The organism is Leucobacter rhizosphaerae (assembly GCF_022919175.1).
Taxonomy (GTDB): Bacteria; Actinomycetota; Actinomycetes; order Actinomycetales; family Microbacteriaceae; genus Leucobacter; species Leucobacter rhizosphaerae.
On the sequence record NZ_CP095043.1, the window covers coordinates 1191567 to 1216778 of the forward strand.

Here is a 25212-nt window from a genome sequence, read left to right on the forward strand (position 1 = left end):
CCGGCCGCGGTTCTCGGCCGTGCTTTCCTGTCCCTGCGTGGCAGACTGGGCGCAGGAGGAGTCATGAGCAACCCCGAGAGCCACCCAGCGGAGACGGTCTGCGCCGCCGGGCCCGCGCGCGTCGAGATCCTCGAGCCGCGGGACGTGCCGCTCGGCGGCCTGCGCGCCATGAATGTGCGGCGAACGCTGCCGCAGCGGGAGCGCTCGCTGATCGGCGCCTGGTGCTTCCTCGATCACTACGGGCCCGATCGAGTCGCCGACAGCGGCGGGATGAACGTGCCCGCACACCCGCACACCGGGCTGCAAACAGTGAGCTGGCTGTTCTCGGGTGAGATTGAGCACCGTGACAGCGCCGGCTTCCAGGCGATCGTGCGGCCCGGCGAGTTGAACCTCATGACGGCGGGCCGCGGGATCAGTCACTCGGAGCGCTCGACGCCCGACACCACGGTGCTGCACGGAGCGCAGCTCTGGGTGGCGCTGCCGCACGGCGCTCGGGACACCCCGAAGACCTTCGAGCACTACGCTCCCCCCGTGGTGGCGGGTGAGGGATGGCGGGCGCAGGTGTTCTTGGGGACCCTGCTCGGCGAGACGTCGCCGATGACGACGCACACGGCGCTGGTCGGTGCTGAGATCGCGCTGGATCCCGGGTGCTCGATCCGGGTCGAGGTGGCGGCGGGTCACGAGCACGGGGTGCTCGTCGACGCGGGAGCGGTCACGGTGCGGGGGTGCGGCGGGGATGGGCGCAGTGGAGATGGGCGCGGCGGGGATGGGCGCGGCGCTGGGGCAGCGGTCACGGCCGGCACGGTCACGGCCGGCACGGTCACGGCCGGCACGGACGGAGCTGGCACGGACGGAGCTGGCACGGTCAAGGTCGGCACGAACGCGCTGGCCTACGTGCCCGCCGGATCCAGCGAGCTCCACATCACCGCGGGAGCCAACGGCGCTCGGGTCCTCCTCATCGGAGGTGAACCCTTCGGTGAGGAACTCGTGATGTGGTGGAACTTCGTCGGCCGCGACCACGATGAGATCATGCGCGCACGCGCCGATTGGCAGGCCGAACTCGCTGCGGCCGGCGTTGCTGATGTTGCTGAGACACCCGGCCGGCGGGAGGCGCCAGATGCTCCAGTCGCAACCAACGTTTCTCTCGATGCTCCGGCACCTGATCGCTTCGGGCTCCCCGATGGCGAACCGGAGCCTCCACTGAGCGCACCTCCCGCGCCAATCGCGCAACTGCTCCCTCGGCGACGCTAGCGACGCTCACACGGACGGACGGACGCTGCGGATTCCGCTGCACGAGCCCGCGCTTCACGTTCCCCTCATACTCAGAATGGTGGGGTGTGGTGCGATTCTGGAGGATCCGAAGCTCGTGATCCAGGTGGGTCGGTGCCTGGCGTTCTGCCCCGAACCCTCGGTTCATTCTGTCTCGTCGGCGCATCCCGCCCCGTCGGCGCATCCCGCCCCGTCGGCGCATCCCGACCCGTCGGTGCATCCCGACCCTTCGGTTCACCCCGACCGCGCACGCGTCGGAATCTGACCGCGCTGGGTGCTCGTTCGGGGTATGGGGTGCCGGCGGGGCTGGTCCAGGTGAGGGTGCCGTCTCGTGCCTGGGTCACGTTCCATCTGCTGTGGTGCTTCAGGGTGTGGTGTCTGCGGCAGAGGTGTGCGAGGTTGGTGCTGGTGGTGGGTCCGCCGTGTGCGGCGTCGAGGGTGTGGTCGATGTCGCAGCGTGCGGTGGGGGTGTGGCAGCCCGGGAAGCGGCAGTGCAGGTCTCGTGCCCGGAGGAACTGCCGGAGTTTTGTGTTGGGTCGGTAGGTGTCGACGGAGAGCACGGTGCCGGTGTCGGGGTCGACGGTGACTTCTTCCCAGTGGGTGGCGTTGCCGGCGAGATACCGTGCGGTGTCGGTGTCGATGGGTCCGTACCCGGCGAGAATGGCCGGTGAGACGTTGCTTGTTGCATTCGCGTCTAAGTCGTTGCCGTCGTCACTGAGCCGTTCCTTCGGCACGATGACTTGGACCCGTGCCTGGATGCCTGTAATGCCGGTGAGGCCGCTGGTGGCGGCCTGGTTGGGGTCGCTGGCGAGGAGCATATCCGTGAATAAATCAGCGCGGATCTGGTCCATGGATCGGACCGTCGGGGCTGTGGCTGCTGATTCCCCTTCGGATTCCCCTGAAGGTGCGCCGCTGCCCGGTTCGGTACCCAAGCCAGAGACGTTATGGGCCTGATCATCGGCCCAGGCCTGTTCGTTCTGCTTCACCAACCGGGCCATCTGGTTCAGTCGGTCCTTGATGCCGGAGGCGTAGACCGCGGGGAGGGTGGCGGTGAGGTCGGCCATGCCGTCGTCGAGTTCGGTCACGCGCACCATGCGGCAGGCGCGGGCGTCCTGGTGTCGGTCGTCGAGGGTGCGGTCTGCGAATCGTTCCGCGAACTCACGAGCGACCGACCGCAACCGACCCACCGTCGTGGTCTCCGCGACCTCGAGCACCGCGGACGCGTATCCGGCACGGGACTGAGGATCGGTGAGGATGCTTCCGGCATCAGTGATCACCGCCGCGTGGGCCTGTGAGATGCGCCCGGCTGTGAGTGCAGCCATGACCGTCGGATAGTGCTCGACGAGGGTGCGTGCCCGGCTGATCCGGCCCGCCATGGTCCGATCCGACTCGTGCACGGCGGCCGCGAACTCCGCCGCGACCGCACGATGCTCGAACTCCCCGTGATCCGTGTGCCCATCCCGCGCCGCAACCAGAGCAGCGAGCTCGTCACCCATGACGAGCAGCGCAGCCTCGGCCGCGTGGAGGGTGTTGATCTGGGCGCGGATCTTCACGAGCGACTCCGCCAAGATCGCATACGCCGGAGCCGCAAGATCAGCCATCAAACCAGCCGCAGAATTCGGAGCATCAGACTCACTCGACCCAGCACGACCGGGGCCTGGGCCCGCAGTGGTGCGGTCCGTGACGGGAGGCTCGGTGGTGATGCGCATTCCCGCAGTCAACCAGTAACCACCGACATTCACGGCCTAGAAATCACCCGATTCGAGCGAGAACCCAGAAACATTCCCGAACCCGAATATGCGCTGGGAATCGACCGCGAGCTATTGGTCGCTCACACCCCGGTGTGCAGGGGCAAAGCTCTGCAGAAACCCTCCACAGTTCACAGCGGAAGTCGATCTCGGGGTCGCAAGCACCTACCGTCGAAGTACCGCTCGCACCTCATTCCATCGCCGCATCGCCCCCTGGCAAGCACCCCGAGGTAACGATGAGGCAACGATACAAATACCAGATCACAGGGAGGAAATCCATGCATCGACATCAATAAATCACTGTTCTCACTTTGCGACCCCGTCGCGAGGTTGTTAGCGTCGTAGACACAGTGTTCAACATTTGAACGCCTAGTTCGCTGCCGAATTTCGAGGCTCACGCCCGGAGATCGACAGTTGAGTTCGCCGTGACAACGGGTGGTCCCGATGGCCACCCCGAAGCATTGAATGCCCGCCCGGAATGAGATGAGTCTCCGGGTGTGTGGCAGTCCCACACGGGAGAACTGTGAACTGCACGACACGTGCATTTGGCGTGCCCAAAAGGAGGCCACAGTGAACCATGCGTCTGGAATGTCCGCACCGGACCGACGCACCGCCCAGGATCGGGAATCCGCACCGGATCAGCACCCCCTTCCCCCAATGACCGACACCCCGACGACACCCGACACCGCCATCGCGGTCTCGAACGTCTACAAGATCTTCGGTCGGCGCCAAAGGGAGGCCGTCAAGCGCCTCAAGAACGGCGCGTCCCGCGACGAGCTCACCGCATCGTTCGGCACGGCCGCGGTGATCGACGCGAGCTTCGAGGTCCGCAGGGGCGAGATCTTCGTGGTGATGGGCCTGAGCGGCTCGGGCAAATCGACGCTCATCCGCATGCTCAATGGCCTGAACCCGACCACGGAGGGCTCCGTCTCGGTGTTCGGCACCGAGGTCGTCGGTCTCGGGGCAACCGAGCTCCGCGAACTCCGCCGCGATCGCATGTCGATGGTCTTCCAGCACTTCGCGCTGCTCCCCCACCGCACCGTGCTGGATAACGTCGCCTACGGCCTGGAAATCCAGGGGGTGGCGCAGGCCGAGCGACAGGAGCGCGCCCGGCACTGGCTCGGTCGCGTGGGCCTCGAGGGCTGGGAGGACAGCTTCCCGGGCGAACTCTCCGGCGGCATGCAGCAGCGCGTCGGCCTCGCCCGCGCGTTCGCCGCCGACACCGACATCCTGCTCATGGACGAGGCCTTCTCGGCGCTCGACCCGCTGATCCGTCGCGAGATGCAGGAGCAGCTCGTCGAGCTGCAGCAGGAGCTCGGCAAGACGATCGTGTTCATCACGCACGACCTCAACGAGGCGATGTTCCTCGGCGACCGGATCGCCGTCATGCGGGACGGCCGCATCGTGCAACTCGGCACCCCGAACGACATCCTCACTGATCCCGCGAACGACTACGTCGCCCAGTTCGTGCAGGACGTGGATCGGGCGCGTGTGCTCACCGCCGGTGACGTGATGGAGCCGCCGCGCGCGGTGATCCCGGCCTCAGCGGGCCCCCGTGCCGCACTCCGCACCATGCGCGATCTGCAGACCTCGGCCTGCTTCGTGACCACCAGCGGCCGCAAGCTCCTCGGCGTCGTCCGCGACAAGGACATGCTCCGGCAGGTCCGCGAGGGCGGCACCGACATCGCCGATCGGATCCGCCCCACACCGTCGATCGTGACGCCGGATCAGCTCATCGCTGATCTCTTCGAGCTCTCCGCCGAGAGCCCCCTCCCGGTCGCCGTCCTCGACGATCAGGATCGCCTCATCGGCGTCGTGCCGCGCGTCACCCTGCTCGCGTCGCTCGCGAACATCCCGACGGTGACGACCGAGATCCCGATCATCGAACCGACCCCCACGATCTCGAGCGACCTCATCACCGCGACGCTTGCGGAAACGAGCCAGGCGGCGCCCAGTCAGGCAGTACCCAGCCAGCCCGGAGCGCCCAGCACGACCCAGGAGGCCACCGCATGAACGACTTCCGGATCCCGCTCGGCAAGTGGGTCGACGTCTTCGTCGAGTGGCTGACCACGAGCTTCACGGGCTTCTTCGACGTGCTCCGCGGCATCATGCGCAGCATGTACGACTCGCTCGACTTCGTACTCAGCGCACCCCCGTTCTGGGCGATCATCCTGGTGATCACCGCGATCGCGTGGTTCGCGAAGGGGTGGAAGCTCGCGCTCGGCACCGCGATCGGACTGCTCGCGATCGTCGGCGTTAACCAGTGGGACAACGCCATGGACAGCCTGGCGCTGGTGATCCTCGCCACCCTGGTCGCCCTGCTGATCGCGATCCCGCTCGGGATCCTCGCGGCCCGCAACGACACGGCATCCAAGATCATCCGGCCGGTCCTCGACTTCCTGCAGACCATGCCCGCCTTCGTCTACCTGATCCCGGCGCTCATGCTGTTCCGGGTCGGCGTCGTGCCCGGCATCGTCGCGACCGTCGTCTTCGCCCTCGCACCCGGCGTGCGCCTCACCGAGCTCGGCATCCGCGGAGTCGACCGTGAGGTGGTCGAAGCCGGACACGCGTTCGGGGCCACCCCGCGCCGGATCCTGCGCCAGATCCAGTTGCCGCTCGCGATGCCCTCGATCATGGCCGGTGTCAACCAGGTCATCATGCTGTCGCTCTCGATGGTCGTCATCGCCGGCATGGTCGGTGCCGGCGGGCTCGGCGGCGACGTCGTCAAGAGCCTGAGCAGCATCGACGTCGGCCTGGGCGTCGAAGCCGGCCTGTCGGTCGTGATTCTCGCCATGATCCTCGACCGGGTCACGGGCGCCTTCGGCACCGGCAAGAAGCGCTCACCCGCCCGGACCAACCGCGCCGCGAAGCGCACCGCCTCACTCGGCAAGGCCGCGTGATCCCGAACCTCATCGACGTCACCAATCACCCGCGAGTCTCGCGGAACGAAAGGAACACCATGAAGAAACGACTGCTCACCTCTGCCCTCGCCATCGGCGCCGCAGGGATGCTCGCCCTCTCGGGCTGCGCCGCCGGCGACACTTCCGAGGCGTCCGGCGACTCGAAGGGCACCATCGACATCGGGCTCTTCAACTGGGATGAGGCGATCGCCGTCAGCAACCTCTGGAAGCATGTGCTCGAGGAGGAGGGCTACGAGGTCAACCTCACCGACGCCGATCCTGGCGCCGTGTTCCTCGGCCTCTCGGAGGGCGACTTCGACGTGGTGCTCGACGTCTGGCTGCCCCTCACCCACCAGGACTACCTGGAGGAGTACGGCGACAACATCGTCGAGCTCGGCGCCTGGAACGACGAGGCCGTGCTCACCATCGCGGTGAACGAGGACGCGCCCATCGACTCGCTCGAGGAGCTGGCGGACAACGCCGACCTGTTCAACAACCAGCTCGTCGGCATCGAGCCGGGCGCGGGTCTGACCACCGTCACCACCGACACCGTGATCCCGACCTACGGTCTCGAGGGCATGGAGTACACCACATCCTCGACCCCGGCCATGCTCTCCGAGCTGAAAGCCGCGACCGGGGCCGGCGAGAACATCGCCGTCACCCTGTGGCGTCCGCACTGGGCCTACGATGCGTTCCCGCTGAAGGACCTCGAGGATCCCGAGGGCACCCTGGGTGAGGCCGAGAGCCTCTACTCCTACGGCAGCCTGACGTTCGAGGACGACTTCCCCGAGGTCGCCGAGCGCCTCAAGGCCTTCCGCATGGACTCCGAGACGCTGCACTCGCTCGAGAACGCCATGTTCAACGAGAACGACGACCCCGCGAACTACGAGGCGATCATCACCGAGTGGCTCGCCGACAACCCGGACTTCGCCGACTCGCTCACCGCGTAGCACGGCCGGGACGACGAAACGGCTCGGGATCACCAGCAGGTGGTCCCGAGCCGTTTCGCGTGTGCGGCGTCAGTCCGTCGCGCGGATGGCCTCGGCGATCGCGGTACTGCCGTCGTTGAAGCGGATGGTGCGGCGGATCGTCGAGTCGTCGACGAGGGTGGCGGCGATCACCTGCGCGACGTTCTCGCGCGACACGCTCGTGCCCTCCTCGGCCGCGGCGTCGATGGTGCCGGTGCCCGGATCGAGCGTCAACGAGCTCGGCCCCAGCACCGTCCACTCGAGCGCGGAGGCGCGCAGTTGCTCGTCCGCCGCAGCCTTCGCCTCGGCGTACGCGAAGAACGAGTGATCCTCGGGGACGCCATGGTCGAGCGATGCCCCGAAGTACGACACCATGACGTAGCGCGAGACGCTGGCCCGCTCCGCCGCCGCCATCGACCGCATCGCCGCATCCCGGTCCACGGCCCAGGTGCGGGCCGGGTTGCCGCCGCCGGCACCCGCCGACCACACCACCGCGTCGTGCCCCGCGATGAGCTCGGCCAGGCCGGCCTCGTCGAGCTGCTCGATGTCCGCGACCACCGGGGTCGCACCCGTCGCGCTCACCTCCTCCGCGTGATCGGGGTTCCGGATCACCGCGGTGACCTCGTCCCCCCGTTCCGCGAGATGCCGCTCCGCGAGCAGAGCGATCTTGCCGTGTCCTCCGAAAATGATGATGCGTGCCATGCTCCCCACCCTAGGGGCCGATCCCGAGCGCGCGTCCAGCGCGCACTCAGCGGGGATAGCCGCTGCGCGCCTCGTCCGCAACCCGGTGGCGCCACGCAGCGACCCACGATGGGATGGAGGGACACCGCAGGGCTCGCGGTGCACCCGAACCGAAGGAGGAACACCGCATGACGCACTTGACCGGAACACGCGTGGCCGTCCTTGCAACGAACGGCTTCGAAGACTCGGAACTCACCTCGCCCATCGCCGCCGTCCAGGAGCACGGCGCAGAGGTGACGGTCGTCTCCACCGACGAGGGCTCCATCACCGGGAAGAACGGCGTGGAGACCCGGGTCGATCGGCGATCCTCGGAGGTGAGCGCGGACGACTTCGACGCGCTGATCCTGCCGGGCGGCGTCGCGAACGGCGACCAGATCCGCCTCGACGCCGACGCAGTGGCCCTCACCCGCGACTTCTTCGCGCAGCAGAAGCCGGTCGCCGCGATCTGCCACGGCGGCTGGATCCTCGCCGACGCCGACGTGCTGCGCGATCGCACCGTCACGTCCTATCCCAGCCTCCGCACCGACCTGCAGAATGCCGGTGCCACGTGGGTCGACGAGGAGGTGGTGGTGGATCGCGGTCTCGTCACGAGCCGCACGCCCGACGACCTGCCCGCGTTCAACGACGCGATCGTGGCGGCCATCGCCGACGGGAGCACGGCCTGGACGGATGCCTAGCGGTCGCAAGTGACTACGAGATCGACCGCGAGATCGACCTCGAGATCGACCTCGAGAGCCTCTGATCTCGCCGAGATGCCACCTCGATCACGCTCGGATCATAGGCGCTCGGCGAGATCAGGGGCATTCGGCGTGCATTTCAAGTAGTTGCCTCGGGCAACTAGTGGGCGTAGAGTCAGGGGTATGCCGGGCACCGATTCCCCACCGCACGAAACCCTTCTCGCCTCGCTGACCGGGCTCATGTCGCGCTGGTCCTCGCTGGAGCTGCAGCGCAGGATCACGGCGGAGTGCGGCCTCACACTCGACCCCGTCGCCGTGAGCGCCGTGTACACCCTGGGGCTCCGGGGCGGAGACGTGCGACCGAGTACGATCGCCGACGCGCTGCACCTGAGCCGCCCCTCGGCGTCGAAGCTGATCGCACGGATGTCGGAGGCCGGCCTCGTCGTGCGATCTGCGGACGCGCGGGATCGACGCGCAGCGACCGTGGCGCTCACGGCGCAGGGGCAGCGCGTCTTCCGACTCCTGATCGACGCCGGCGTGACCATGGTCGCCGACGCGACCTCACGCTGGAGCGCCGCGGATGTCGCCACGCTGAGCACCCTCATGCAGCGATTCCTCGACGACATCGGCGCCCAGTTCACCGCCTCAGATACCTCCCCGTCCACCCACTGAAAGGACCCACCATGTCTCGCACGTTCGTCATCACCGGCGCCGGATCCGGCATCGGCAAGACCACCGCCCAGATCCTCCGCGACCGCGGCGACACCGTGATCGGCGTCGACCTCCGCGGAGCCGACGTGGTCGGCGACCTGTCGACCGCTGACGGCCGAGTCGCGGCCGCGGCGGAGGCGACCCGACTCGCCGGCGGCACCGTGGACGCGGTCATCGCCTGCGCCGGTCTCGCGATCCCGAAGCGGATCACGGCGGCCGTCAACTACTTCGGCATGACCGAGTTCCTCGAGGCCATGCAGCCCGCCCTCACGGCCTCAGCCGCCCCGCGGGTCGCCCTCATCTCGTCGATGGCCTCCCTGCAGCCGGTCGCACCACCGCTCGTCGACGCGCTCCTCGCGGGCGACGAGGCCGCCGCGCTCGCCATCGCCGCAGAGCTCGAGGCCGACCCGCAGACGGGCAACCTCATCTACTCCTCGTCGAAGCAGGCGATCTCGCGCTGGGTGCGCCGCGAAGCACCGGGCGCGCGCTGGGCCGGTGCCGGGATCCCGCTGAACGCGGTCGGCCCGGGCACCGTCATCACCCCGATGACCCAGGACCTGCTCGCCACCCCGGAGGGCACCGCGATGGTCGACGCCGTCGTGCCCATGCCCCTGAACTCGCACCAGAGCCCGGAGAGCATCGCGCACCTGCTCATCTGGCTGACCTCGGTCGAGAACTCGCACTGCTGCGGTCAGACGATCTACTGCGACGGCGGTGCCGACGCGGTGCTGCGCGGCGACGACATCTGGTCGTGGAACGAGGCCGGGATCCGCGACACCTTCGCCGAGATCACCGCGCGACTCGCGGGCTAACCTGCCACCGGCGGGCTAGCCCGCGACCGGCACGCTCGCGCGCGATCGGGGACGCAGCGCCAGGGAGAGCACCACCGCGATCCCGCACAGTGCCGCGCCCCCGAACCACGCGAGCGAGTACGATCCCGACTCATCGCGGATCCACCCGGCCAGGAGCGCCGCGATCCCGGCGCCGACCTGGTGCGAGGCGAAGACCCAGCCGAACACGATGGTGCCGCGGTCTCCGAAGTACGTGCGGCAGAGCGCGACCGTCGGGGGCACGGTCGCCACCCAGTCCAGACCGTAGACCACGATGAAGACGATCATGCTCGGGTGCACGCTGTCGGCGAGCAGCCACGGCAGCACGAGCAGCCCGATGCCGCGGAACCCGTAATACACGCCGAGCAGGATCCGAGGGTCGAAACGATCGGTGAGGTACCCCGAGGCGATCGTACCGACCACGTCGAAGATGCCGACGACCGCGAGCAGTCCCGCCGCCGTGGTCGTGGCCATGCCGTGGTCGTGCGCCGACGGGATGAAGTGGATGCCGACGAGCCCGTTCGTCGTCGCGCCGCAGATCGCGAACGCGGCGGCGAGTGCCCAGAACGCCTTGCTGCGCGAGGCCTCCCGCAGGGCCCCGAGTGCGTTCCGCGCCGCGCCGCCCGTGCTGCGCGTCGGCGGCTGCCAGGACTCCGGCGCACCGTGGGGACGCACCCCGACCTGCTCCGGGGCATCGCGCATGACGAAGACGATGATGGGCACCACCGCGAGGGCCGCCAGGGAGACCACGAGCGAGGCCTCGCGCCAGCCGGCGGTCTCGGCGAAGTGCGCCACGATCGGCAGGAAGACGAGCTGACCGGTGGCGCTTCCGGCCGTGAGGATGCCCATCACGAGGCCGCGGCGCTCCACGAACCAGCGCTGCGCGATCGTCGCGGCGAAGACGAGCGCCATCGCCCCGGTGCCCGCTCCGATGAGCACACCCCAGGTGAGGAGCAGCTGCCACGATGCGGTCGCGAAGACGGTGAGACCGGATCCCGCGGCGACGAGCAGCAGGGCGATCGCGGCGATGCGCCGCACCCCCCAGCGATCCATGAGCGCGGCGGCGAACGGGGCGATGAGCCCGTAGAGCACCAGGTTGATCGACACCGCGAGGCTCATCACGCTGATGGACCAGCCGAACTCCTCGTGCAGCGGGATCATGAGCGCACCCGGTGCGGCGCGGAACCCGGCGGCACCGATGAGCGCGATGAAGGCCGCCGCGGCGACGCCCCAGGCGAGGTGGGAGCGCCGGAAGGCGGGTGCGGCGGGCGAGCTGGCTTTCTCCTGCGAAGCGGGCATGGGGATACTCTAGCCTGACTTTCGTCAAGAGAGTAGACTCGGCGCATGGCATTGCGATCCGACTGGTCCGAGGAGCTGTGCCCCGTCCGCCGCGGACTCGACGTGCTCGGCGACCCGTGGGTGCTGCTCATCATTCGCGACGTGCTGCACGGTCGGCACCGCTTCACCGACATGCGCGCGAATCTCGGGATCTCCGATGCCGTGCTCAGCCGGCGCCTCGACGAGATGGTCGCGGCCGGATTGCTCCGCCGCGAGCCGTACCAGGAGGGCGGCCGGAGCCGAGACGAGTACCACGCGACCGAGGCGGGGGCGGACCTCCTGCCCATCCTCCAGATGCTGGCCCTGTGGGGCGAGAAGCACACCGCCATGCCCGCGGGCGGCGAGCACATGGCGATGATCCACGAGCGCTGCGGCGAAGAGACGCTCACGGGCGAGCGCTGCAGTGCGTGCGGGCTGCCCCTCACCCCCGACGACATGGTGTGGGTGAAGCCCTGGTTGCAGGCCGAGCACCACCTGGTCGGGCCGGGAACAACCGCCGCCTGACGGCACCCGCGGAGACTACTGAGCGCGCAGGATCACGTGCCGCTCGCGCAGCTCCCGCTGCAGGGGCTTCGTGAGGCTCGCGAACACCAGATCGTAGGATGCCTCCACGAGTTCTGAAACGTGATCGAGCGGGAGGCTGGAGACCCCGAGCCGCACCGAGTTCCAGTGCCGCTTGTTCATGTGGTAGCCCGGGATCACCTCGGGATACGTCTGCCGCAGCGCCTCATTCTCGAGCGGGTCTCCCTTCAGCGTGAGCAGCTGCTCCCCGGAGTTCTCGCTGAAGAGACCAAAGATCTTGCCCTCCACCGAGAGCACACAGACGTCCCACTCCGGCTTCACGCCCGCCTCGGCTCCGGGGAAGTCGCGCGCGAGCGCCGTCAACCAGTCCGCGGTGACCCGCGCACTGCTGCTCGCTCGAGCCGCCGGCTCGGAGCTGCTCACTGGAACTGCCCACGCACGGGGCCCGGCGCGTCCGCGAGCGGCCGGAGGCCGTCGTCCGCGGGGAAGGCGAGGCGGTAGCGCGGCAGATCCGCGGCCACGTCACCGTAGTCGTCCTCCTTCACCGTCACCCCGTCGGTCGAGACCTCCACGATGCGCACGCGCGCCCAATCCTCCGCCGACACCCGGTAGGCGTAGATGTCGGCGAGGTAGCCGATGCCGAGCTCCTCGAGCACTTCCTCGGCCGCGACCCAGTCGACCGGCTCTGCGGAGCGCGGCCGACCGAGGAGGTCGATCGGCACGAACCCCTCCCCCTCGGGCACGATCCACCCGACGAGCTCGCCGTCCTCACGACGGTGCGGGATCCAGGCCTCGGGAACGCTCATGCAGTTCAGCGTAACAGCGACAGCCGACACCGCCTCCGGTCACCGCGCCGACGCGGGCAGCCCGAAGATGCGGTCGAACACCCAGGTGTAGAGCAGCGTGAAGACGAGGAAGAACACGAGCAGCCCCGCCTCGATCGCGAGGGCCTCGAGGAAGCCGACGCCGAGCATCAGCGCCACCAACGGGATCGTGACGAGCAGCACCCCGCCCTCGTAACCGATGGCGTGGAGGGCACGGGATCGCGCACCGCGTCCGGTCGCCCCGAAGCGCCGCTCGAGCGCCTCGAAGATGGTGTTCCAGACGTAGTTCCACGCGGTCGCCACGGTGGAGACGAGGATCGCGGTGACGGTGGACGCGCCGCCGCCGTGGCCGAGCAGCCCTCTCAGCACGACGACGGTGAACAGCACGCTGAGCGACTCGTACCCGAGCACGAACACCACGCGCCGGAGCACCGGCCGCGCCTGGAAGAACCGTTCGTCGGCGTCGGTGGGGCGCGTGTGCGCCGGGTGGCCCACGGCGATGCTGCCGGTGGCGATGGACAGGGGCGCAGTGAGCTGCGCAGTGTGGCCTGAGGTGGTCACGGGTATCACTCCTGGTGACCGACGCCGCGGAGGGGCTGGAATCGCCGTCCTCAACACACGCGAAAGCGCCGGTGTTTCGAGCATACATCAACGCTTTCAGTTGTCAAGACGAACTTCTGCAACTGATTCCGCACTATTGCCGACGGGAGCGGCTCGTCATGTGCCGCAGAACGTGCGATGCGGAGGCGCCCCCTCCGGCGGCCCCGCCGCGTACCGTTCGAGGCCCGCCCGCTCCTCGAACGGCCGCGCGAGCACCCCGGCGAGCCGCTCCACCAGCGACAGGTCGCCGTCACTCGCCGCGTCGAGCGCCTCGTCCACCAGGTGGTTGCGCGGAATGTAGATCGGGTTCACCGCGTCCATCCGCTCCGCGTCCGGCGTCAGGTCGAGCCAGCGCGCGACCCACTCGTCGAGGCCCAGGTCGGCGGCGGAGTGCTCGCCGAACCGGGCCGCGCCGCCGCGAGCGATGCCCCCGAGCGCCCGGAAGCTGCTCGTGAAATCGAGCCGATGCCGCTGCAGCGCGCCGAGGAACTCCCCCGCGAGCTCCGCGACCTCGCCAGAGGCGTGCCCGGATCCATCGGCGCCGCTCAGCCCGAGCTTCGCCGCCATTCCCGCGATCCACGCCGCTTCATAGGCGGGAGCGAACCCCTCGAGCACTTCAGTCGCGAGTGCCGTGGCGGCCGACTCGTCCTCGCTCAGCAGCGGCAGCAGCATCTCGGCGAGGCGCGTGAGGTTCCACAGCGTGATCGCCGGCTGGGTGCCGAAGGCGTAGCGGCCGGCGTGATCGATCGAGCTGAAGACCGCGGCGGGATCGTAGGCGTCGATGAACGCGCAGGGCCCGTAGTCGATCGTCTGCCCCGAGATCGTCACGTTGTCGGTATTCAGCACCCCGTGCACGAATCCCAGCAGCATCCACGACGCCACGAGGCGGGCCTGCGCCGCGACGACGTGACGGAGGAGCGCAAGCGCGGGATCCGGCGCCTCGACGGCCTCCGGGACATGTCGCGCGACCGCGAAGTCGACGAGGCGCCGCAGCAGCTCGAGGTCCCCCGTCGAGCGGGCGTACTGGAAGGTTCCGACCCGCAGGTGACTGTCGGCGACCCGCACGAGCACGGCGCCGGGCAGGGCGTCGTCCCGGATCACCCGCCGTCCGGTCGCGATGACCGCGAGCGCCCGGGTGGTCGGCACCCCCAGGGCGTGCATGGCCTCACCCATGAGCGACTCGCGAAGCATCGGACCGACCGCCGCGCGCCCGTCGGCGCGCGCGAGCGGCGTCTTGCCGGAGCCCTTCAGGTGGAGATCTCGCAGCCGGCCGTCGGATCCCCGCCGCTCCCCGAGCAGCAGGGCCCGGCCGTCACCGAGGCGGGAGACGTAACTGCCGAACTGGTGGCCGGCGTACAGCTGCGCGACGGGATGCGCCGCGTCATCGAGCTCCGTTCCGAGGAGGAAGCGGATGCCGCGGTCGCTGCGCAGCGCCACGGGATCGAAGCCCAGATCGCGGGCGAGCGGTTCGGACAGCATCAGCAACTCCGGCTGCAGCGGCGCTTCGGCCTGCCACGGCACCGACAGCTCGGGGAGCAGCCGCGCGAAGTCGTCACTCAGCGGGTACACGGTCCTCCTCACTCCGCACGGCCTCGCCGACCCGGGCCACGATCTCGGCCCGGGCGTCGCGCCCGATCGACGTCGGCAGCAGCGGATACACGTGCACCTGCCCCGCGCGCTCGTGGAGGGTCACGTCGACGCCCGCCGCCGCCGCTCGCTCGACGAGGACGTGCGCATCGGGGTTGAGCACGTCGCGCACGCCGGTGTAGACGTCGAGGGGCCCGAGATCCGAGAAGTCGCCGAAGAGCGGACTGACCGCGGGATCCGTGAGCGGCAGATCGCCGCGCCACGCATCGGCGAGCACCTTGCCCCCGGGCACCGCCAGCCACGGGTCGCTCGGCTGCACGTCGGGGATCCGCGGGTTGCTCCAGGTCAGATCGAGAGCCGGCGAAATCACGATCGTGCGGGGTGAGACCACGCCGCGATCCCGCAGCTCGAACGCCGCGGACAGCACGATCTGCCCACCCGCGGAGTCGCCGGCCAGCACCACCGACCCGTGGTCGTGCGCCGCCTGCATCGCGAGCTCGACGACGCCGTCTCGGACCTCCAGCGCGGAGCCGAACGGGATCAGCGGGTAGATCGGCACGATGACGGTCGTGCGCGCATCGGCGGCGATGTCGGCGATCAGCCGCCAGTGCGGGCCGGCGATCTCGTTGACCCAGCCGCCGCCGTGCGCGTAGACGACGCTGCCGACCGGGGTCGCGGTGACGGGGGCGACGGTGTACACCGGCCAGCCGGTGCGCCGATCGACCGACACCCGGACATCGGAGCGCAGCCGCGGCGGGGCGAAGGATCGCGGACGGATCTCCCGCTCCGCGATCCGCTGCTCCGCACCGGCGCTCGTGACGAAGGCGCGGTTCGCGCGCATGACTTTCAGCAGTGCGGGCACGGCCCAATTCGGCAGGATCACGCATCTCCCCCGTTCTCGCCGCTCCCCGCGGCGTCCCTTTCACTGTAGGCGCTGCGGTGATGCATCGGGTGGGAAGTGCGGGATCGGAGCCCGCCGCGCGGCTCTCGCAGTTCACGCGGTCGGATCCGGGCAGGTTCGGCCGCGTGACGCGCAGCATCCGCGTGACGGGCCCGACTCGGCGCTCATCCCGCTCGCAATCGAGATCGCTTCCTGCTACATTTAACTAGCTTATCTAGCTAAATCTCGGCACCGCGAAGGGGATGCAGATGAACGAGCGCACCAGAGGCGATCGCAGGAACACAGGTTCCACGGCACCCGCGGATTCGGCACCCCGCGATCCCGCGTCCGACGATCCCGCCTCCCACCCCGCGCACGCCGCACAGGCCCCGCGCACCGCGCCCGCACCGTCGGGCAGGACGGGGCCGCGGTGGCTCCGGATTCTCCTCCCCGCCGTGCTCATCATCGTGTGGGTGACCATCGCCGGCATGGGCGGTCCGCTCTTCGGCAAGATCGACGAGGTGTCGTCGAACGACCAGACCTCGTACCTGCCGGAGTCCGCCGACGCCACCGCGGTGCAGGGCGCCCTCGGCGACTTCCTGGGCGACGATCAGATCCCCGCGATCGTCGTGTTCTCCTCCGACACGACGCTCGACGACCAGCAGCTGGAGTCGATCACCGCGGCGGTCGAGGACGCCTCCTCGATCCCCGGGATCGAGAGCGACGTCTCGCCCGTCATCCCCTCCGAGGACGGGCTGGCGGCGCAGGTGTTCGTGCCGATCGACGCGGAGGCCGAGGTGGCCGACGCGGTGCGCGAGCTGGGCGACGAACTGCGCGACACCGCTCCGAGCGGCGTCGCCGTGCACGTCACGGGGCCCGCGGGATTCACCGCCGACCTCGTCGCCGGTTTCGCCGGCATCGACGGCATCCTGCTGCTCGTCGCCCTGCTGGCGGTCTTCGTGATCCTGATCTTCGTCTACCGCTCGCTGCTGCTCCCGGTGGTGGTGCTCGCGACGAGCCTCTTCGCGCTGTGCGTCGCACTCTTCACGGTCTGGCACCTCGCCGACGCCGGGGTGCTGCTCCTCAGCGGGCAGACTCAGGGCATCCTCTTCATCCTGGTGATCGGCGCGGCCACCGACTACTCCCTGCTGCTCGTCGCCCGGTTCCGCGAGGAGCTGCGCGTGACGCACGACAAGGGCGCCGCCGTGCTCGCCGCGATCAAGGGGTCGTTCGAACCCATCCTCGCGTCGGGCGGCACCGTCATCGCGGGCCTCCTCTGCCTGCTCCTCAGCGACCTGAAGTCGAACAGCACGCTCGGCCCGGTCGCCTCGATCGGCATCGTCTTCTCGATGCTGGCGGCACTGACCCTGCTGCCCGCGCTGCTCTTCGCGTTCGGTCGCGCCGCCTACTGGCCGCGCCGGCCGCACTACGAGCCCGAGCTCGTGGCGGAGGAGAACGGCATGCCCTCGAAGGGGCTGTGGCACTGGCTGGCCGGGGTGATCCGGAAGCGCCACCGCCCGATCTGGATCATCACCACGATCGTGCTCGCGATCGGGGCCGTCGGCGTGACGCAGCTGAACGCGCAGGGCGTACCGCAGTCGGACCTCGTGATCGGGCAGTCCGAGGCGCGCGACGGCCAGGCCGTGCTGGGCGAGCACTTCCCCGGAGGCTCCGGCAGCCCGGCCTACGTGCTCGCCGACGAGGACTCGCTGCAGGAGACCGCGGACACGCTGCTCGACCACGCGGGCATCGACAGTGTCTCGGTCACGAGCGAGGATTCGCCGAGCGGCAGCGCGCCGGTCACCGCGGACGGCGTGCAGCCCCTCGGGCCTCCCGGCACGCCGGCGCCCGAGCCGACCGTCCGCGACGGCAAGGTGCTGCTGCAGGCCACCCTGTCGGACGCCGCGGACTCCGATGCCGCCGCCGAGACTGTGACGAGCCTGCGCTCCGAGCTCTCCGGCACCGGCGCCATCGTGGGCGGCGTGACGGCGACGTCGGTGGACACGAACCAGGCCTCGATCCACGATCGCAACCTGATCATCCCGCTGATCCTCGTCGTGATCCTGCTCATCCTGATGCTGCTGCTGCGCTCGATCGTCGCCCCGGTGCTGCTGATCCTCACCACGGTGCTGTCCTTCGGCACCGCGCTCGGGGTCGCCGCCCTCGTCTTCAACGGGATCTTCCAGTTCCCGGGTGCGGATCCGGCGGTGCCGCTCTACAGCTTCGTGTTCCTGGTCGCGCTCGGGATCGACTACAACATCTTCCTCATGACCCGTGTGCGCGAGGAGTCGAAGCTCCACGGCACCCGCGAGGGGATCCTGCGCGGCCTCACGATCACCGGCGGCGTCATCACCTCGGCCGGCCTCGTGCTCGCGGCGACCTTCGCGGCGCTGTCGATCATCCCGATCCTGTTCCTCGTGCAGATCGCGTTCATCGTCGCGTTCGGTGTGCTGCTCGACACCTTCATCGTGCGCTCGCTCCTGGTCCCCGCGCTCACGACCGACATCGGCCGTGCGATCTGGTGGCCCTCGAAGCTGGGTCGGAAGGACGCGGAACCGGCCGCGCTGTCGGGCGGGCACCGCGCGCCCGCGCACGCCGACGCGAGCGGCGCTGCGAGCGGAGCAACACACACCGACGCGTGAGAGACTCGAGGCACCGAGAGAAGCGGAGCACAGCATGACCGCAGCACACGTCGTGGTCGCCGGGGCCTCGGGCCTCATCGGCGGCGCGCTGACCTGGTCGCTCCGCGCGGACGGGGTGCGGGTCACCCGGCTCGTGCGGCGGCCCGCGCAGGCCCCGGACGAGGTGGAGTGGCTCACCGACGACGCGCCGCTGGACCCGGACGTGCTCGCCGGGGCCGATGCCGTGGTCGCGCTCAACGGCGCGAGCATCGGCCGACTGCCCTGGACCCCGGGGTACCGGGGCACCCTGCGCTCGTCTCGGCTCGCGCCCACACGCACGCTCGCCGCCGCACTCCGCGAACTCTGCACCGACGCCCCGGCGTTCCTGTCGGCCTCGGCGACGGGCTTCTACGGCGATCGCCCCGGCGAGCGCCTCACCGAGGCGAGCACCCCCGGCGACACCTTCCTCGCGGAGCTCTGCGTCGAGTGGGAGCGCGCCGCGCGCGAGGCGGGCCCCGGCACTCGCGTTGTGCTGCTCCGCACGGCACCGCTCCTGCACCGGCAGGGGGTCCTGAAGCCCCTCGTCGCCCTCACGCAACTGGGGGTGAGCGGCCCGCTCGGGCGGGGCACGCAGGTGTGGCCCTGGATCTCGCTCGACGACGAGGTCCGCGCGATCCGGCACCTCATCGACCACCCGGTCTCGGGGCCGGTCAACCTGGCCGGTCCGACCCGGGCCACCGCCTCGGAGATCGGCCGCGCTCTCGCGTCGCAGATGCACCGCCCCTTCCTCCTCCCCGCGCCGGCCTGGGCACTCCGCCTCGGCCTCGGCCGCGACGCCGCCGACTCGCTGCTGCTCCCCGACGCCGATGCCGCGCCGACCGCGCTCGAGGCCTCGGGCTTCACCTTCCAGCACCCCACGGCCGGTTCGGCGATCGCCGCGGCACTCGCCGAACCGCGGTAACGCGCGCGGCGCGCACCCGTCGCGCGCCGATCCGCGCCCGTGAGTAGGATGATCAACGTTCGACATCGGAACTCACAGGGGAGACCACCGCTATGTCCAAGAAAACGCTGGCCAATGCCACCGACACGGGACACATCCACGTCGGCAAGGGACTGAACTCCGGCACGCTCGGCGTGGTGGGTTCGACGGTCATCGGTCTCGCCTCCACGGCGCCGCTGTACTCGCTCGCCGCCACCCTCGGCTACGTGATCGTCGCGGTCGGCGCCCAGGCCCCGCTCGTGTTCGTCGTCGCCTGCATCCCGATGGTCTTCGCGGCGTTCGCCTATCAGGAGCTCAACCGCGAGATGCCCGACTGCGGCACCACCTTCGTGTGGGGCGCGAAGGCCTTCGGTCCGGTGGTCGGCTGGATCGGCGGCTGGGCGGTCGCCGTCTCCGCGATCATGGTGCTCGCGAACGTGGGCGAGGTGACCGGCAAGTACTTCTGGTTGCTGCTCGGCAACGAGGAGTTCGCGTCGAACCGGGTCGTCGTCGTGGCCACCTCGGTGGTCTTCATGGCGATCATGACCTTCGTCAGCACGGTCGGCGTCCAGATCGGCGAGCGCATGCAGATGATCCTGATGACGATCCAGATCGTCGCGATGGTGCTGTTCGGCGTGCTCGCCCTGTGGCACGCCCTCGACGGCAGCAACGCGGGATCGATCGCCTTCGACTGGCAGTGGTTCAACCCCGCCGAGCTCGGCTCGTGGTCGGGCTTCATCGAGGCCGTGCTGCTCGCGCTCTTCATCTACTGGGGCTGGGACACCTGCCTGGCGCTGAACGAGGAGACGAAGAACCCGCGCACCACCCCGGGCCGCGCCGCGATCTCGACCATCGTCGTGCTCATCGTGCTCTACGTGGGCATCTCGGTCGCCGTGATGATGTTCGCCGGGTTCGGCGACACCGGCACGGGCCTCACCAACGAGGCGAACCTCGACGACGTCTTCTCGGTGCTCGGCGGCGTGCTCTTCGGACCGTGGGGCTGGTTCCTGCTCCTCGGCGTCATGCTCTCGGCGGCGTCGTCGACGCAGACGACGATCCTGCCCACCGCACGCGGCACGCTGTCGATGGCCGTGTACCGGGCGCTGCCCGCCAAGTTCGCCGAGCTGCACCCCAAGTTCAAGACCCCCTGGTTCTCGACCACGGTCATGGGCGCCGCCGCCATCGTCTACTACGTCGCGATGTCCATCCTGTCGGAGGACATGCTCGCCGACTCCCTCACCTCGATGGGCCTCGCCGTCGCGCTCTACTACGCGATCACCTCCTTCGCCTGCGTCTGGTACTTCCGCGACACCCTGCGCGACAGTGCGCGGAACCTCTGGATGCGAGGGATCCTCCCGGCACTCGGCGGCCTGATGCTCACGTACGCCTTCGTGCAGTCCGCGATCGACATGATCAGCGTGGACTACAGCTACACCGTGCTCTTCGGCATCGGCGGCGCGTTTGTGATCGGCGTCGGCGCGCTGCTCTTCGGCTTCGTGCTGATGGGGATCTGGTGGTTGCGCCCGAACTCGAAGGTCTACTTCCGCGGCGAGAGCCTGAACCGCGACACCCCGGTGCTCGTCCCCGACGAGTGAGGCGGCGCTGATCGGGCACTGAGTCGGCGCACCCGGCCCCGCCCGCGCAACCGAATCGTCACGGCCCCGTTACACCGCGAGACCCGGGTGTAACGGGGCCGATACGTCGGTGGGGTGGAATGGGCCCATGGCCACCCCCACTCCCCCGCCGCACCGGCCGGTCCGGTGGAAGCAGGCGTTCGCGATCTGGATCGGCATGTTCCCCGTGAACGTGACGACCACCTGGGTGATCACCATGCTGCCGTGGTGGGGCGACGTCGCACTGCCCGCCCGCTCGGCCATCGTCGTGTCGATCCTCGCGCCGCTCATGACCTTCATCATGATGCCGACGGTGACGCGGGTGCTGCGTCCGTGGTTGCAGTACCGGCGGGACCACGCCCGGCAGGAGCGGAGCCTGCACGCCGCACTCGACGCACGAGCTGCGGCGCTGCACGGGAATGGCGGGGGCCGCGGCGCGCTATCCTGAGGTCGTGCAGCGGAACGGAGCGCCGCACCGATGCGCGCACCCGGTCGCTCCGCGGCACCCTCGAGGCCCCCAGGAGGATCCCGTGACCCACGTCGACACCGTTGTCATCGGAGCGGGAGTCTCCGGCCTCACCGCCGCCCGGCTCCTCGCGCAGGCCGGCCAGCGCGTGATGGTGCTCGAGGCGCGGGATCGCGTCGGCGGTCGCACCTGGACCGACCGGAGCTCGGGCAGCGCCACCGACCGGGGCGCTTCCTGGATCCACGGCATCACCGACAGCCCGCTCGACGAGATCACCACCGCCCTCGGCATGCGCAAGATCGAGTTCACCGTGGGCGGGTACCAGCCCGACAGTCGCCCGATCGCGTACTACGGACCCGACGGCGAACGGCTGAGCGACGCGGCGGCCGCCGCGTTCGCGGCCGACATCCACACCGTGGACGCGCGCCTCGCAGAGGTGATCGCGGCCTCCGCGCCCGGCAGCTCCTACGGCGACGTCGCGGAGACGGCGCTGGCCGACCAGCGCTGGGACGCCGAGCGCACCGAGCGGGTGCGCGAGTACCTCCGGCACCGCTCGGAGGAGCAGTACGGGGTGTGGATCGACGAGCTCGACGCCCACGGACTCGACGACGATTCGATCGAGGGTGACGAGGTGGTTTTCCCCGACGGTTACGACGTGCTCGCGACCCGCCTCGCCGAGGGGCTCGACGTGCGCCTGGAGCACGTCGTCTCGCGGGTCGAGTGGTCGGGCGACGGTGCGCAGTCCGGGGTGCGGGTCGCGCATTCCGTCGGGGAACTCACCGCGGACCGCGCCGTTGTGACCGTGCCCGTCGGCGTCCTGCAGTCGCCCGAATTCCGCATCGATCCGACGCTGCCGGAGCCCGTCGCGGGTGCGCTCGGTCGCCTCGCGATGAACCGCTTCGAGAAGGTGTTCCTCGAGTTCCCTGAGAGGTTCTGGGACGAGAACGTGTACGCGATCCGGCGGCAGGGCCCGGCGGCTCTGCGCTGGCACTCCTGGTACGACCTCTCTGCGCTGCACGGCACGCCCACCCTGCTCACCTTCGCGGCGGGGCCGACCGCGCTCGAGACCCGTGACTGGAGCGACGCGGAGGTCGCCGCGTCGGTGCTCGCGTCACTCCGGGAGCTCTACGGCGAGCGCGTGCCCGAGCCGGTCGCGATCCACCGCACCGACTGGCAGGACGACCCGTTCGCCCGCGGCTCCTACGCGTACATGACGGTCGGCTCGGTCCCCGAGGACCACGACGTGCTGGCAACCCCGGTCGGCGGCGTGCTGCACCTCGCGGGCGAGGCGACCTGGACCGACGATCCGGCCACCGTGACGGCGGCGCTCATGTCGGGCCACCGCGCGGCCGAGCACGTGCTCGGCACGGAGGTCTCGCTCAGCGCGCTTCCGGATCGATTGCCGCGCTGACCGCCGCGAGCACCCGCACGGCGGCGTCGAGCTCCTCGTCGGAGAACTCCTCGAAGGCCCCGCGCATGGCCGTGAGCTGCGGGCCGAAGAGCCGGAAGAACGCACCGCGGGCGACATCGGTGAGTTCGATCACCCGGGCCCGCCGGTCCGTGGGGTGCGGGGCCCGGCGCACGTGACCCGAGTCGGCGAGGCGATCGACGAGCTTCGTCGTCGAGGCGGTCGAGATGCGCAGGTGGCTCGCGATCTCGCGCGGGCTGACCGGGCGGCCCTGCTCCTCGCGGATGATGATGAGGCGAAGTGCAGCGAGATCGGACGTGTTCATCCGCATGCCGTGCTTCATGCCGCCGCTCATGCGGTCGTGAGCGTCGCCGAAGCTGCGGATCTCGCGCAGCAGGCGCATGACAAGTGACGCGCGATCGGTGGCAGGCACGTCCGGGGCCGAGGATACAGCAGACTCCACGTCCTGCTCCCTTCTCGGCGATCCCGTGGGCGACCGGAGGCGGTCGCCACCCTCCATTATCCCGCGAATCGCCGGGGGCCGCCTGCGTCTCCCCGAATCCCGCCGTGGCCGCACCGGCGTGGCGTCACGGCATCGGCCGCCCGTGCCGCCTCGGACGTTTTATGATGGCTGCAGCGAGCCGCTTCGAGGTGCTCGAGCGACGGACCCCGGGGGGCGGCCATGCGCACTGACGATCAGCGAACACAGCGACCGATGCTCCGGATCGCGGTGCTCGCCGTGGTCGCGATCCTCCTCGTCACCGTGGGGGCCGTGGTGGGGTTCCGCCTGCTCGGCGACGCCAATGAGCAACCGGGGCTCGCCGCCTTCTACGAGCAGCCGGAGAACGCGGCCGAGGGGGATCCCGGATCGATCATCAAGAGCGAACGACTCGAGGGCGTTCCGGTCGACACCGAGGCGTGGCGGATCATGTATCGCACCACGGATCTGAACGGCGACCCCGCGGTCGCCACCGGCGTCGTGATCACCCCACTGGGTGCGCCACCGGCCGACGGTCGCACGGTGCTCGCGTGGGGGCACCCCACCACCGGCTCGGCGGTCGACTGCGCACCGTCACGCGGCTTCGATCCGTTCATCGGCATCGAGGGCATGCGTCCGATGCTGGATCGCGGCTACACCGTCGTCGCGACCGACTACGTCGGCATGGGCACCGCGGGCACCGACTCCTACCTCGTCGGGATCACCGCGGGCAACAGCGTGCTCGACTCCGTGCGGGCGGCGCAGGCGATCCCCGAGGCGGCGGCGGGCAGCGACGTGGTGCTCTGGGGCCACTCGCAGGGCGGGCAGGCCGCGCTCTTCGCGGCCGAGCGGGCGTCGGAGTACGCCCCCGAGTTGACCGTGCGGGCGGTCGCTGTCGCGGCCCCGGCGGCCGACCTCTCGGCGCTCATGGAGACCCACCTCGACGACGTCTCGGGCGTCACGATCGGCTCGTACGCCTTCCAGTCGTTCGCGGGCGTCTACGCCGACCAGGGTGCCGAGCTGTCGACGATCCTCACCCCCGAGGCGCAGCAGATCCTGCCCGAGATGAACAAGCTCTGCCTGCTCACCCACATCGATCAGCTGCACACGATCGCGACGCCCGTGATCGGGAAGTTCGTCTCGCAGGATCCCACGAAGGTCGAGCCCTGGGCGCGCCTGCTGCAGGAGAACTCGGCGGGCAGCGTGGCGTTCGACGCTCCGCTGCTCATCGCCCAGGGGCTCGACGACCAGCTGGTCCGACCGGCGGACACGGAGCGTCTCGTCGAGCGAACCGAGCAGCTCGGCATGGACGTGACGTACCACACCGTCGAGATCGCGGATCACAGCACGATCGCGTACCTCGCGATCCCCGCGGTGAACACCTGGCTGGACGAGCTCGGGCTCTAGCTCATCGCCTGCGTCACGAGCTCGATGATCCGCGCCTCGGCCGTGGGGGTGATCTCCGTGAGCGCGTACGAGGTCGGCCAGAGACCGCTCGCGTCGTCGAGGGCGGCGTTCGACGAGAAGCCGAGTGTGGAGTACCGCTCCTTGTCGCCGATCCCGCTGCGGAAGAAGCACACGACCTTGCCGTCGCGCGCGTAGGCGGGCTGTCCGTACCAGACCTTCGGCCGGAGATCGGGCGCGTGCGTGGTCACGAGCGCGTGGACCCGCTCGGCCAGCTCACGGTCTCCGTCCGCCATCGCGGCGATCTTCTCGAGCGCGTCGAGCTCCTCGGCGGCCTGTTTTTTGGCGCTGCCCTTGGCCCGCGAGCTCTCGGCGCGCAGCTCCGCCGCGCGGTCGCGCATCGCCTGCCGCTCCTCCTCCGAGAACCCTCCGCCGGTCGTGTCGGTCGTTGCTGCGCTCATCATGCTCCTTCGGATATCGATCGGGTGGGATCGGGCGGGCCGCACGGTGCCGTGCTGAGCCATACGCTACCGGCGGGCACCCGGGGGCACTTCTCGAAACCTGATCGATGCGGGTGCGCTTCCCATATCGGGATCTTCCGACGATCTCCACCCCCTGCAGCGGCCGGCCGGTCCCTGTTACCGTCGA

At 69.8% G+C, this 25212-nt stretch carries 24 protein-coding genes; 14 read left to right on the top strand and 10 right to left on the bottom strand.

Annotated features, from left to right (window positions below; all coding sequences use genetic code 11):
• Positions 1 to 63 precede the first annotated feature (63 nt).
• Complete coding sequence (locus tag MUN76_RS05490; RefSeq protein ID WP_244687870.1) at positions 64 to 1251, top strand: pirin family protein; 1188 nt, start codon at positions 64 to 66, stop codon at positions 1249 to 1251.
• A gap of 71 nt (positions 1252 to 1322) precedes the next feature.
• Here the strand turns inward: MUN76_RS05490 and MUN76_RS05495 are convergent, their stop codons facing one another.
• The gene (locus MUN76_RS05495; RefSeq protein WP_244687872.1) at positions 1323 to 2870 is read right to left on the bottom strand and encodes an HNH endonuclease signature motif containing protein; all 1548 of its coding nucleotides are present in this window, start codon (positions 2868 to 2870) and stop codon (positions 1323 to 1325) included.
• A gap of 804 nt (positions 2871 to 3674) precedes the next feature.
• Between MUN76_RS05495 and MUN76_RS05500 the strand changes: the two genes are divergently transcribed.
• The 3 genes from MUN76_RS05500 to MUN76_RS05510 are packed head-to-tail and all read left to right on the top strand — an operon-like array spanning position 3675 to position 6867.
• A complete protein-coding gene (locus MUN76_RS05500; RefSeq protein ID WP_244687874.1) occupies positions 3675 to 5030 on the top strand; it encodes a quaternary amine ABC transporter ATP-binding protein in 1356 nt (451 codons plus the stop codon).
• Entirely contained in the window at positions 5027 to 5917 is an 891-nt protein-coding gene (locus tag MUN76_RS05505) for an ABC transporter permease (protein WP_244687876.1), read from the top strand. The genes MUN76_RS05500 and MUN76_RS05505 overlap by 4 nt, the downstream gene beginning before the upstream one ends.
• Before the next feature lie 59 nt (positions 5918 to 5976).
• Positions 5977 to 6867, top strand: a complete 891-nt coding sequence (locus MUN76_RS05510) for a glycine betaine ABC transporter substrate-binding protein (RefSeq protein WP_244687877.1) — start codon at positions 5977 to 5979, stop codon at positions 6865 to 6867.
• A 69-nt stretch (positions 6868 to 6936) separates the two neighbouring features.
• Here the strand turns inward: MUN76_RS05510 and MUN76_RS05515 are convergent, their stop codons facing one another.
• Positions 6937 to 7587 (bottom strand): NAD(P)-dependent oxidoreductase, encoded by a 651-nt coding sequence (locus tag MUN76_RS05515; RefSeq protein WP_244687879.1) that lies wholly within the window; start codon positions 7585 to 7587, stop codon positions 6937 to 6939.
• A 167-nt stretch (positions 7588 to 7754) separates the two neighbouring features.
• On the opposite strand from MUN76_RS05515, the gene MUN76_RS05520 reads away from it, so the two are divergent.
• The 3 genes from MUN76_RS05520 (at position 7755) to MUN76_RS05530 (ending at position 9826) form a co-directional block, all read left to right on the top strand.
• Complete coding sequence (locus tag MUN76_RS05520; RefSeq protein ID WP_244687881.1) at positions 7755 to 8303, top strand: type 1 glutamine amidotransferase domain-containing protein; 549 nt, start codon at positions 7755 to 7757, stop codon at positions 8301 to 8303.
• 183 nt (positions 8304 to 8486) lie between these two features.
• Positions 8487 to 8975: a MarR family winged helix-turn-helix transcriptional regulator gene (locus MUN76_RS05525; protein WP_244687882.1), complete on the top strand. Its 489-nt coding sequence runs from the start codon at positions 8487 to 8489 to the stop codon at positions 8973 to 8975.
• A gap of 11 nt (positions 8976 to 8986) precedes the next feature.
• Entirely contained in the window at positions 8987 to 9826 is an 840-nt protein-coding gene (locus tag MUN76_RS05530; protein ID WP_244687884.1) for an SDR family oxidoreductase, read from the top strand.
• 15 nt (positions 9827 to 9841) lie between these two features.
• Here the strand turns inward: MUN76_RS05530 and MUN76_RS05535 are convergent, their stop codons facing one another.
• Entirely contained in the window at positions 9842 to 11143 is a 1302-nt protein-coding gene (locus MUN76_RS05535) for an MFS transporter (RefSeq protein ID WP_244687886.1), read from the bottom strand.
• Positions 11144 to 11188: 45 nt separating this feature from the next.
• Here MUN76_RS05535 and MUN76_RS05540 point away from each other — a divergent pair, with 45 nt between their 5' ends.
• On the top strand, positions 11189 to 11686 hold the full coding sequence (locus MUN76_RS05540) for a winged helix-turn-helix transcriptional regulator (protein WP_244687888.1): 498 nt from the start codon (positions 11189 to 11191) through the stop codon (positions 11684 to 11686).
• Positions 11687 to 11701: 15 nt separating this feature from the next.
• On the opposite strand, the gene MUN76_RS05545 is transcribed toward MUN76_RS05540, so the two are convergent.
• From MUN76_RS05545 to MUN76_RS05565, 5 genes are all read right to left on the bottom strand, one after another.
• Entirely contained in the window at positions 11702 to 12127 is a 426-nt protein-coding gene (locus MUN76_RS05545; protein ID WP_244687890.1) for an MmcQ/YjbR family DNA-binding protein, read from the bottom strand.
• A complete protein-coding gene (locus MUN76_RS05550; RefSeq protein WP_244687892.1) occupies positions 12124 to 12510 on the bottom strand; it encodes a hypothetical protein in 387 nt (128 codons plus the stop codon). Before MUN76_RS05550 ends, MUN76_RS05545 begins: the two co-directional genes overlap by 4 nt.
• 39 nt (positions 12511 to 12549) lie before the next feature.
• On the bottom strand, positions 12550 to 13089 hold the full coding sequence (locus MUN76_RS05555) for a PACE efflux transporter (protein ID WP_244687893.1): 540 nt from the start codon (positions 13087 to 13089) through the stop codon (positions 12550 to 12552).
• Between the two features lie 156 nt (positions 13090 to 13245).
• Positions 13246 to 14697 carry a protein adenylyltransferase SelO gene (locus tag MUN76_RS05560; protein ID WP_244687895.1) on the bottom strand — a complete coding sequence of 484 codons (1452 nt, stop codon included), beginning with the start codon at positions 14695 to 14697 and terminating at the stop codon, positions 13246 to 13248.
• Positions 14681 to 15598 carry an alpha/beta hydrolase fold domain-containing protein gene (locus tag MUN76_RS05565; RefSeq protein ID WP_244687897.1) on the bottom strand — a complete coding sequence of 306 codons (918 nt, stop codon included), beginning with the start codon at positions 15596 to 15598 and terminating at the stop codon, positions 14681 to 14683. Before MUN76_RS05565 ends, MUN76_RS05560 begins: the two co-directional genes overlap by 17 nt.
• A 485-nt stretch (positions 15599 to 16083) precedes the next feature.
• Between MUN76_RS05565 and MUN76_RS05570 the strand changes: the two genes are divergently transcribed.
• The 5 genes from MUN76_RS05570 to MUN76_RS05590 all read left to right on the top strand — a co-directional run bounded on the left by MUN76_RS05570 (position 16084) and on the right by MUN76_RS05590 (position 22685).
• Positions 16084 to 18237 (top strand): MMPL family transporter, encoded by a 2154-nt coding sequence (locus tag MUN76_RS05570; RefSeq protein ID WP_244688673.1) that lies wholly within the window; start codon positions 16084 to 16086, stop codon positions 18235 to 18237.
• A gap of 34 nt (positions 18238 to 18271) precedes the next feature.
• The gene (locus tag MUN76_RS05575) at positions 18272 to 19177 is read left to right on the top strand and encodes a TIGR01777 family oxidoreductase (protein WP_244687898.1); all 906 of its coding nucleotides are present in this window, start codon (positions 18272 to 18274) and stop codon (positions 19175 to 19177) included.
• Between the two features lie 92 nt (positions 19178 to 19269).
• Positions 19270 to 20790: an APC family permease gene (locus tag MUN76_RS05580; RefSeq protein WP_244687900.1), complete on the top strand. Its 1521-nt coding sequence runs from the start codon at positions 19270 to 19272 to the stop codon at positions 20788 to 20790.
• A gap of 127 nt (positions 20791 to 20917) precedes the next feature.
• Positions 20918 to 21256 (top strand): putative antibiotic biosynthesis monooxygenase, encoded by a 339-nt coding sequence (locus MUN76_RS05585; protein WP_244687902.1) that lies wholly within the window; start codon positions 20918 to 20920, stop codon positions 21254 to 21256.
• Positions 21257 to 21338: 82 nt separating this feature from the next.
• Positions 21339 to 22685, top strand: coding sequence for a flavin monoamine oxidase family protein (locus MUN76_RS05590; protein ID WP_244687904.1), 1347 nt, complete (start codon positions 21339 to 21341; stop codon positions 22683 to 22685).
• Here the strand turns inward: MUN76_RS05590 and MUN76_RS05595 are convergent.
• Positions 22654 to 23145: a MarR family winged helix-turn-helix transcriptional regulator gene (locus tag MUN76_RS05595; RefSeq protein ID WP_244687906.1), complete on the bottom strand. Its 492-nt coding sequence runs from the start codon at positions 23143 to 23145 to the stop codon at positions 22654 to 22656. The genes MUN76_RS05590 and MUN76_RS05595 overlap by 32 nt on opposite strands.
• A 252-nt stretch (positions 23146 to 23397) precedes the next feature.
• On the opposite strand from MUN76_RS05595, the gene MUN76_RS05600 reads away from it, so the two are divergent.
• Positions 23398 to 24567: an alpha/beta fold hydrolase gene (locus tag MUN76_RS05600; protein ID WP_244687908.1), complete on the top strand. Its 1170-nt coding sequence runs from the start codon at positions 23398 to 23400 to the stop codon at positions 24565 to 24567.
• On the opposite strand, the gene MUN76_RS05605 is transcribed toward MUN76_RS05600, so the two are convergent.
• Positions 24564 to 25025, bottom strand: coding sequence for an iron chaperone (locus MUN76_RS05605; protein ID WP_244687910.1), 462 nt, complete (start codon positions 25023 to 25025; stop codon positions 24564 to 24566). The genes MUN76_RS05600 and MUN76_RS05605 overlap by 4 nt on opposite strands.
• Between the last annotated feature and the right edge of the window lie 187 nt (positions 25026 to 25212).

Excerpts from the sequence above, each read along its gene's own strand:
- MUN76_RS05490 (WP_244687870.1), top strand. The coding sequence starts at position 64 with ATGAGCAACCCCGAGAGCCACCCAGCGGAGACGGTCTGCGCCGCCGGG.
- MUN76_RS05495 (WP_244687872.1), bottom strand. The coding sequence starts at position 2,870 with ATGGCTGATCTTGCGGCTCCGGCGTATGCGATCTTGGCGGAGTCGCTC.
- MUN76_RS05500 (WP_244687874.1), top strand. The coding sequence starts at position 3,675 with ATGACCGACACCCCGACGACACCCGACACCGCCATCGCGGTCTCGAAC.
- MUN76_RS05505 (WP_244687876.1), top strand. The coding sequence starts at position 5,027 with ATGAACGACTTCCGGATCCCGCTCGGCAAGTGGGTCGACGTCTTCGTC.
- MUN76_RS05510 (WP_244687877.1), top strand. The coding sequence starts at position 5,977 with ATGAAGAAACGACTGCTCACCTCTGCCCTCGCCATCGGCGCCGCAGGG.
- MUN76_RS05515 (WP_244687879.1), bottom strand. The coding sequence starts at position 7,587 with ATGGCACGCATCATCATTTTCGGAGGACACGGCAAGATCGCTCTGCTC.
- MUN76_RS05520 (WP_244687881.1), top strand. The coding sequence starts at position 7,755 with ATGACGCACTTGACCGGAACACGCGTGGCCGTCCTTGCAACGAACGGC.
- MUN76_RS05525 (WP_244687882.1), top strand. The coding sequence starts at position 8,487 with ATGCCGGGCACCGATTCCCCACCGCACGAAACCCTTCTCGCCTCGCTG.
- MUN76_RS05530 (WP_244687884.1), top strand. The coding sequence starts at position 8,987 with ATGTCTCGCACGTTCGTCATCACCGGCGCCGGATCCGGCATCGGCAAG.
- MUN76_RS05535 (WP_244687886.1), bottom strand. The coding sequence starts at position 11,143 with ATGCCCGCTTCGCAGGAGAAAGCCAGCTCGCCCGCCGCACCCGCCTTC.
- MUN76_RS05540 (WP_244687888.1), top strand. The coding sequence starts at position 11,189 with ATGGCATTGCGATCCGACTGGTCCGAGGAGCTGTGCCCCGTCCGCCGC.
- MUN76_RS05550 (WP_244687892.1), bottom strand. The coding sequence starts at position 12,510 with ATGAGCGTTCCCGAGGCCTGGATCCCGCACCGTCGTGAGGACGGCGAG.
- MUN76_RS05570 (WP_244688673.1), top strand. The coding sequence starts at position 16,084 with ATGGGCGGTCCGCTCTTCGGCAAGATCGACGAGGTGTCGTCGAACGAC.
- MUN76_RS05575 (WP_244687898.1), top strand. The coding sequence starts at position 18,272 with ATGACCGCAGCACACGTCGTGGTCGCCGGGGCCTCGGGCCTCATCGGC.
- MUN76_RS05580 (WP_244687900.1), top strand. The coding sequence starts at position 19,270 with ATGTCCAAGAAAACGCTGGCCAATGCCACCGACACGGGACACATCCAC.
- MUN76_RS05585 (WP_244687902.1), top strand. The coding sequence starts at position 20,918 with ATGGCCACCCCCACTCCCCCGCCGCACCGGCCGGTCCGGTGGAAGCAG.
- MUN76_RS05600 (WP_244687908.1), top strand. The coding sequence starts at position 23,398 with ATGCTCCGGATCGCGGTGCTCGCCGTGGTCGCGATCCTCCTCGTCACC.
- MUN76_RS05605 (WP_244687910.1), bottom strand. The coding sequence starts at position 25,025 with ATGAGCGCAGCAACGACCGACACGACCGGCGGAGGGTTCTCGGAGGAG.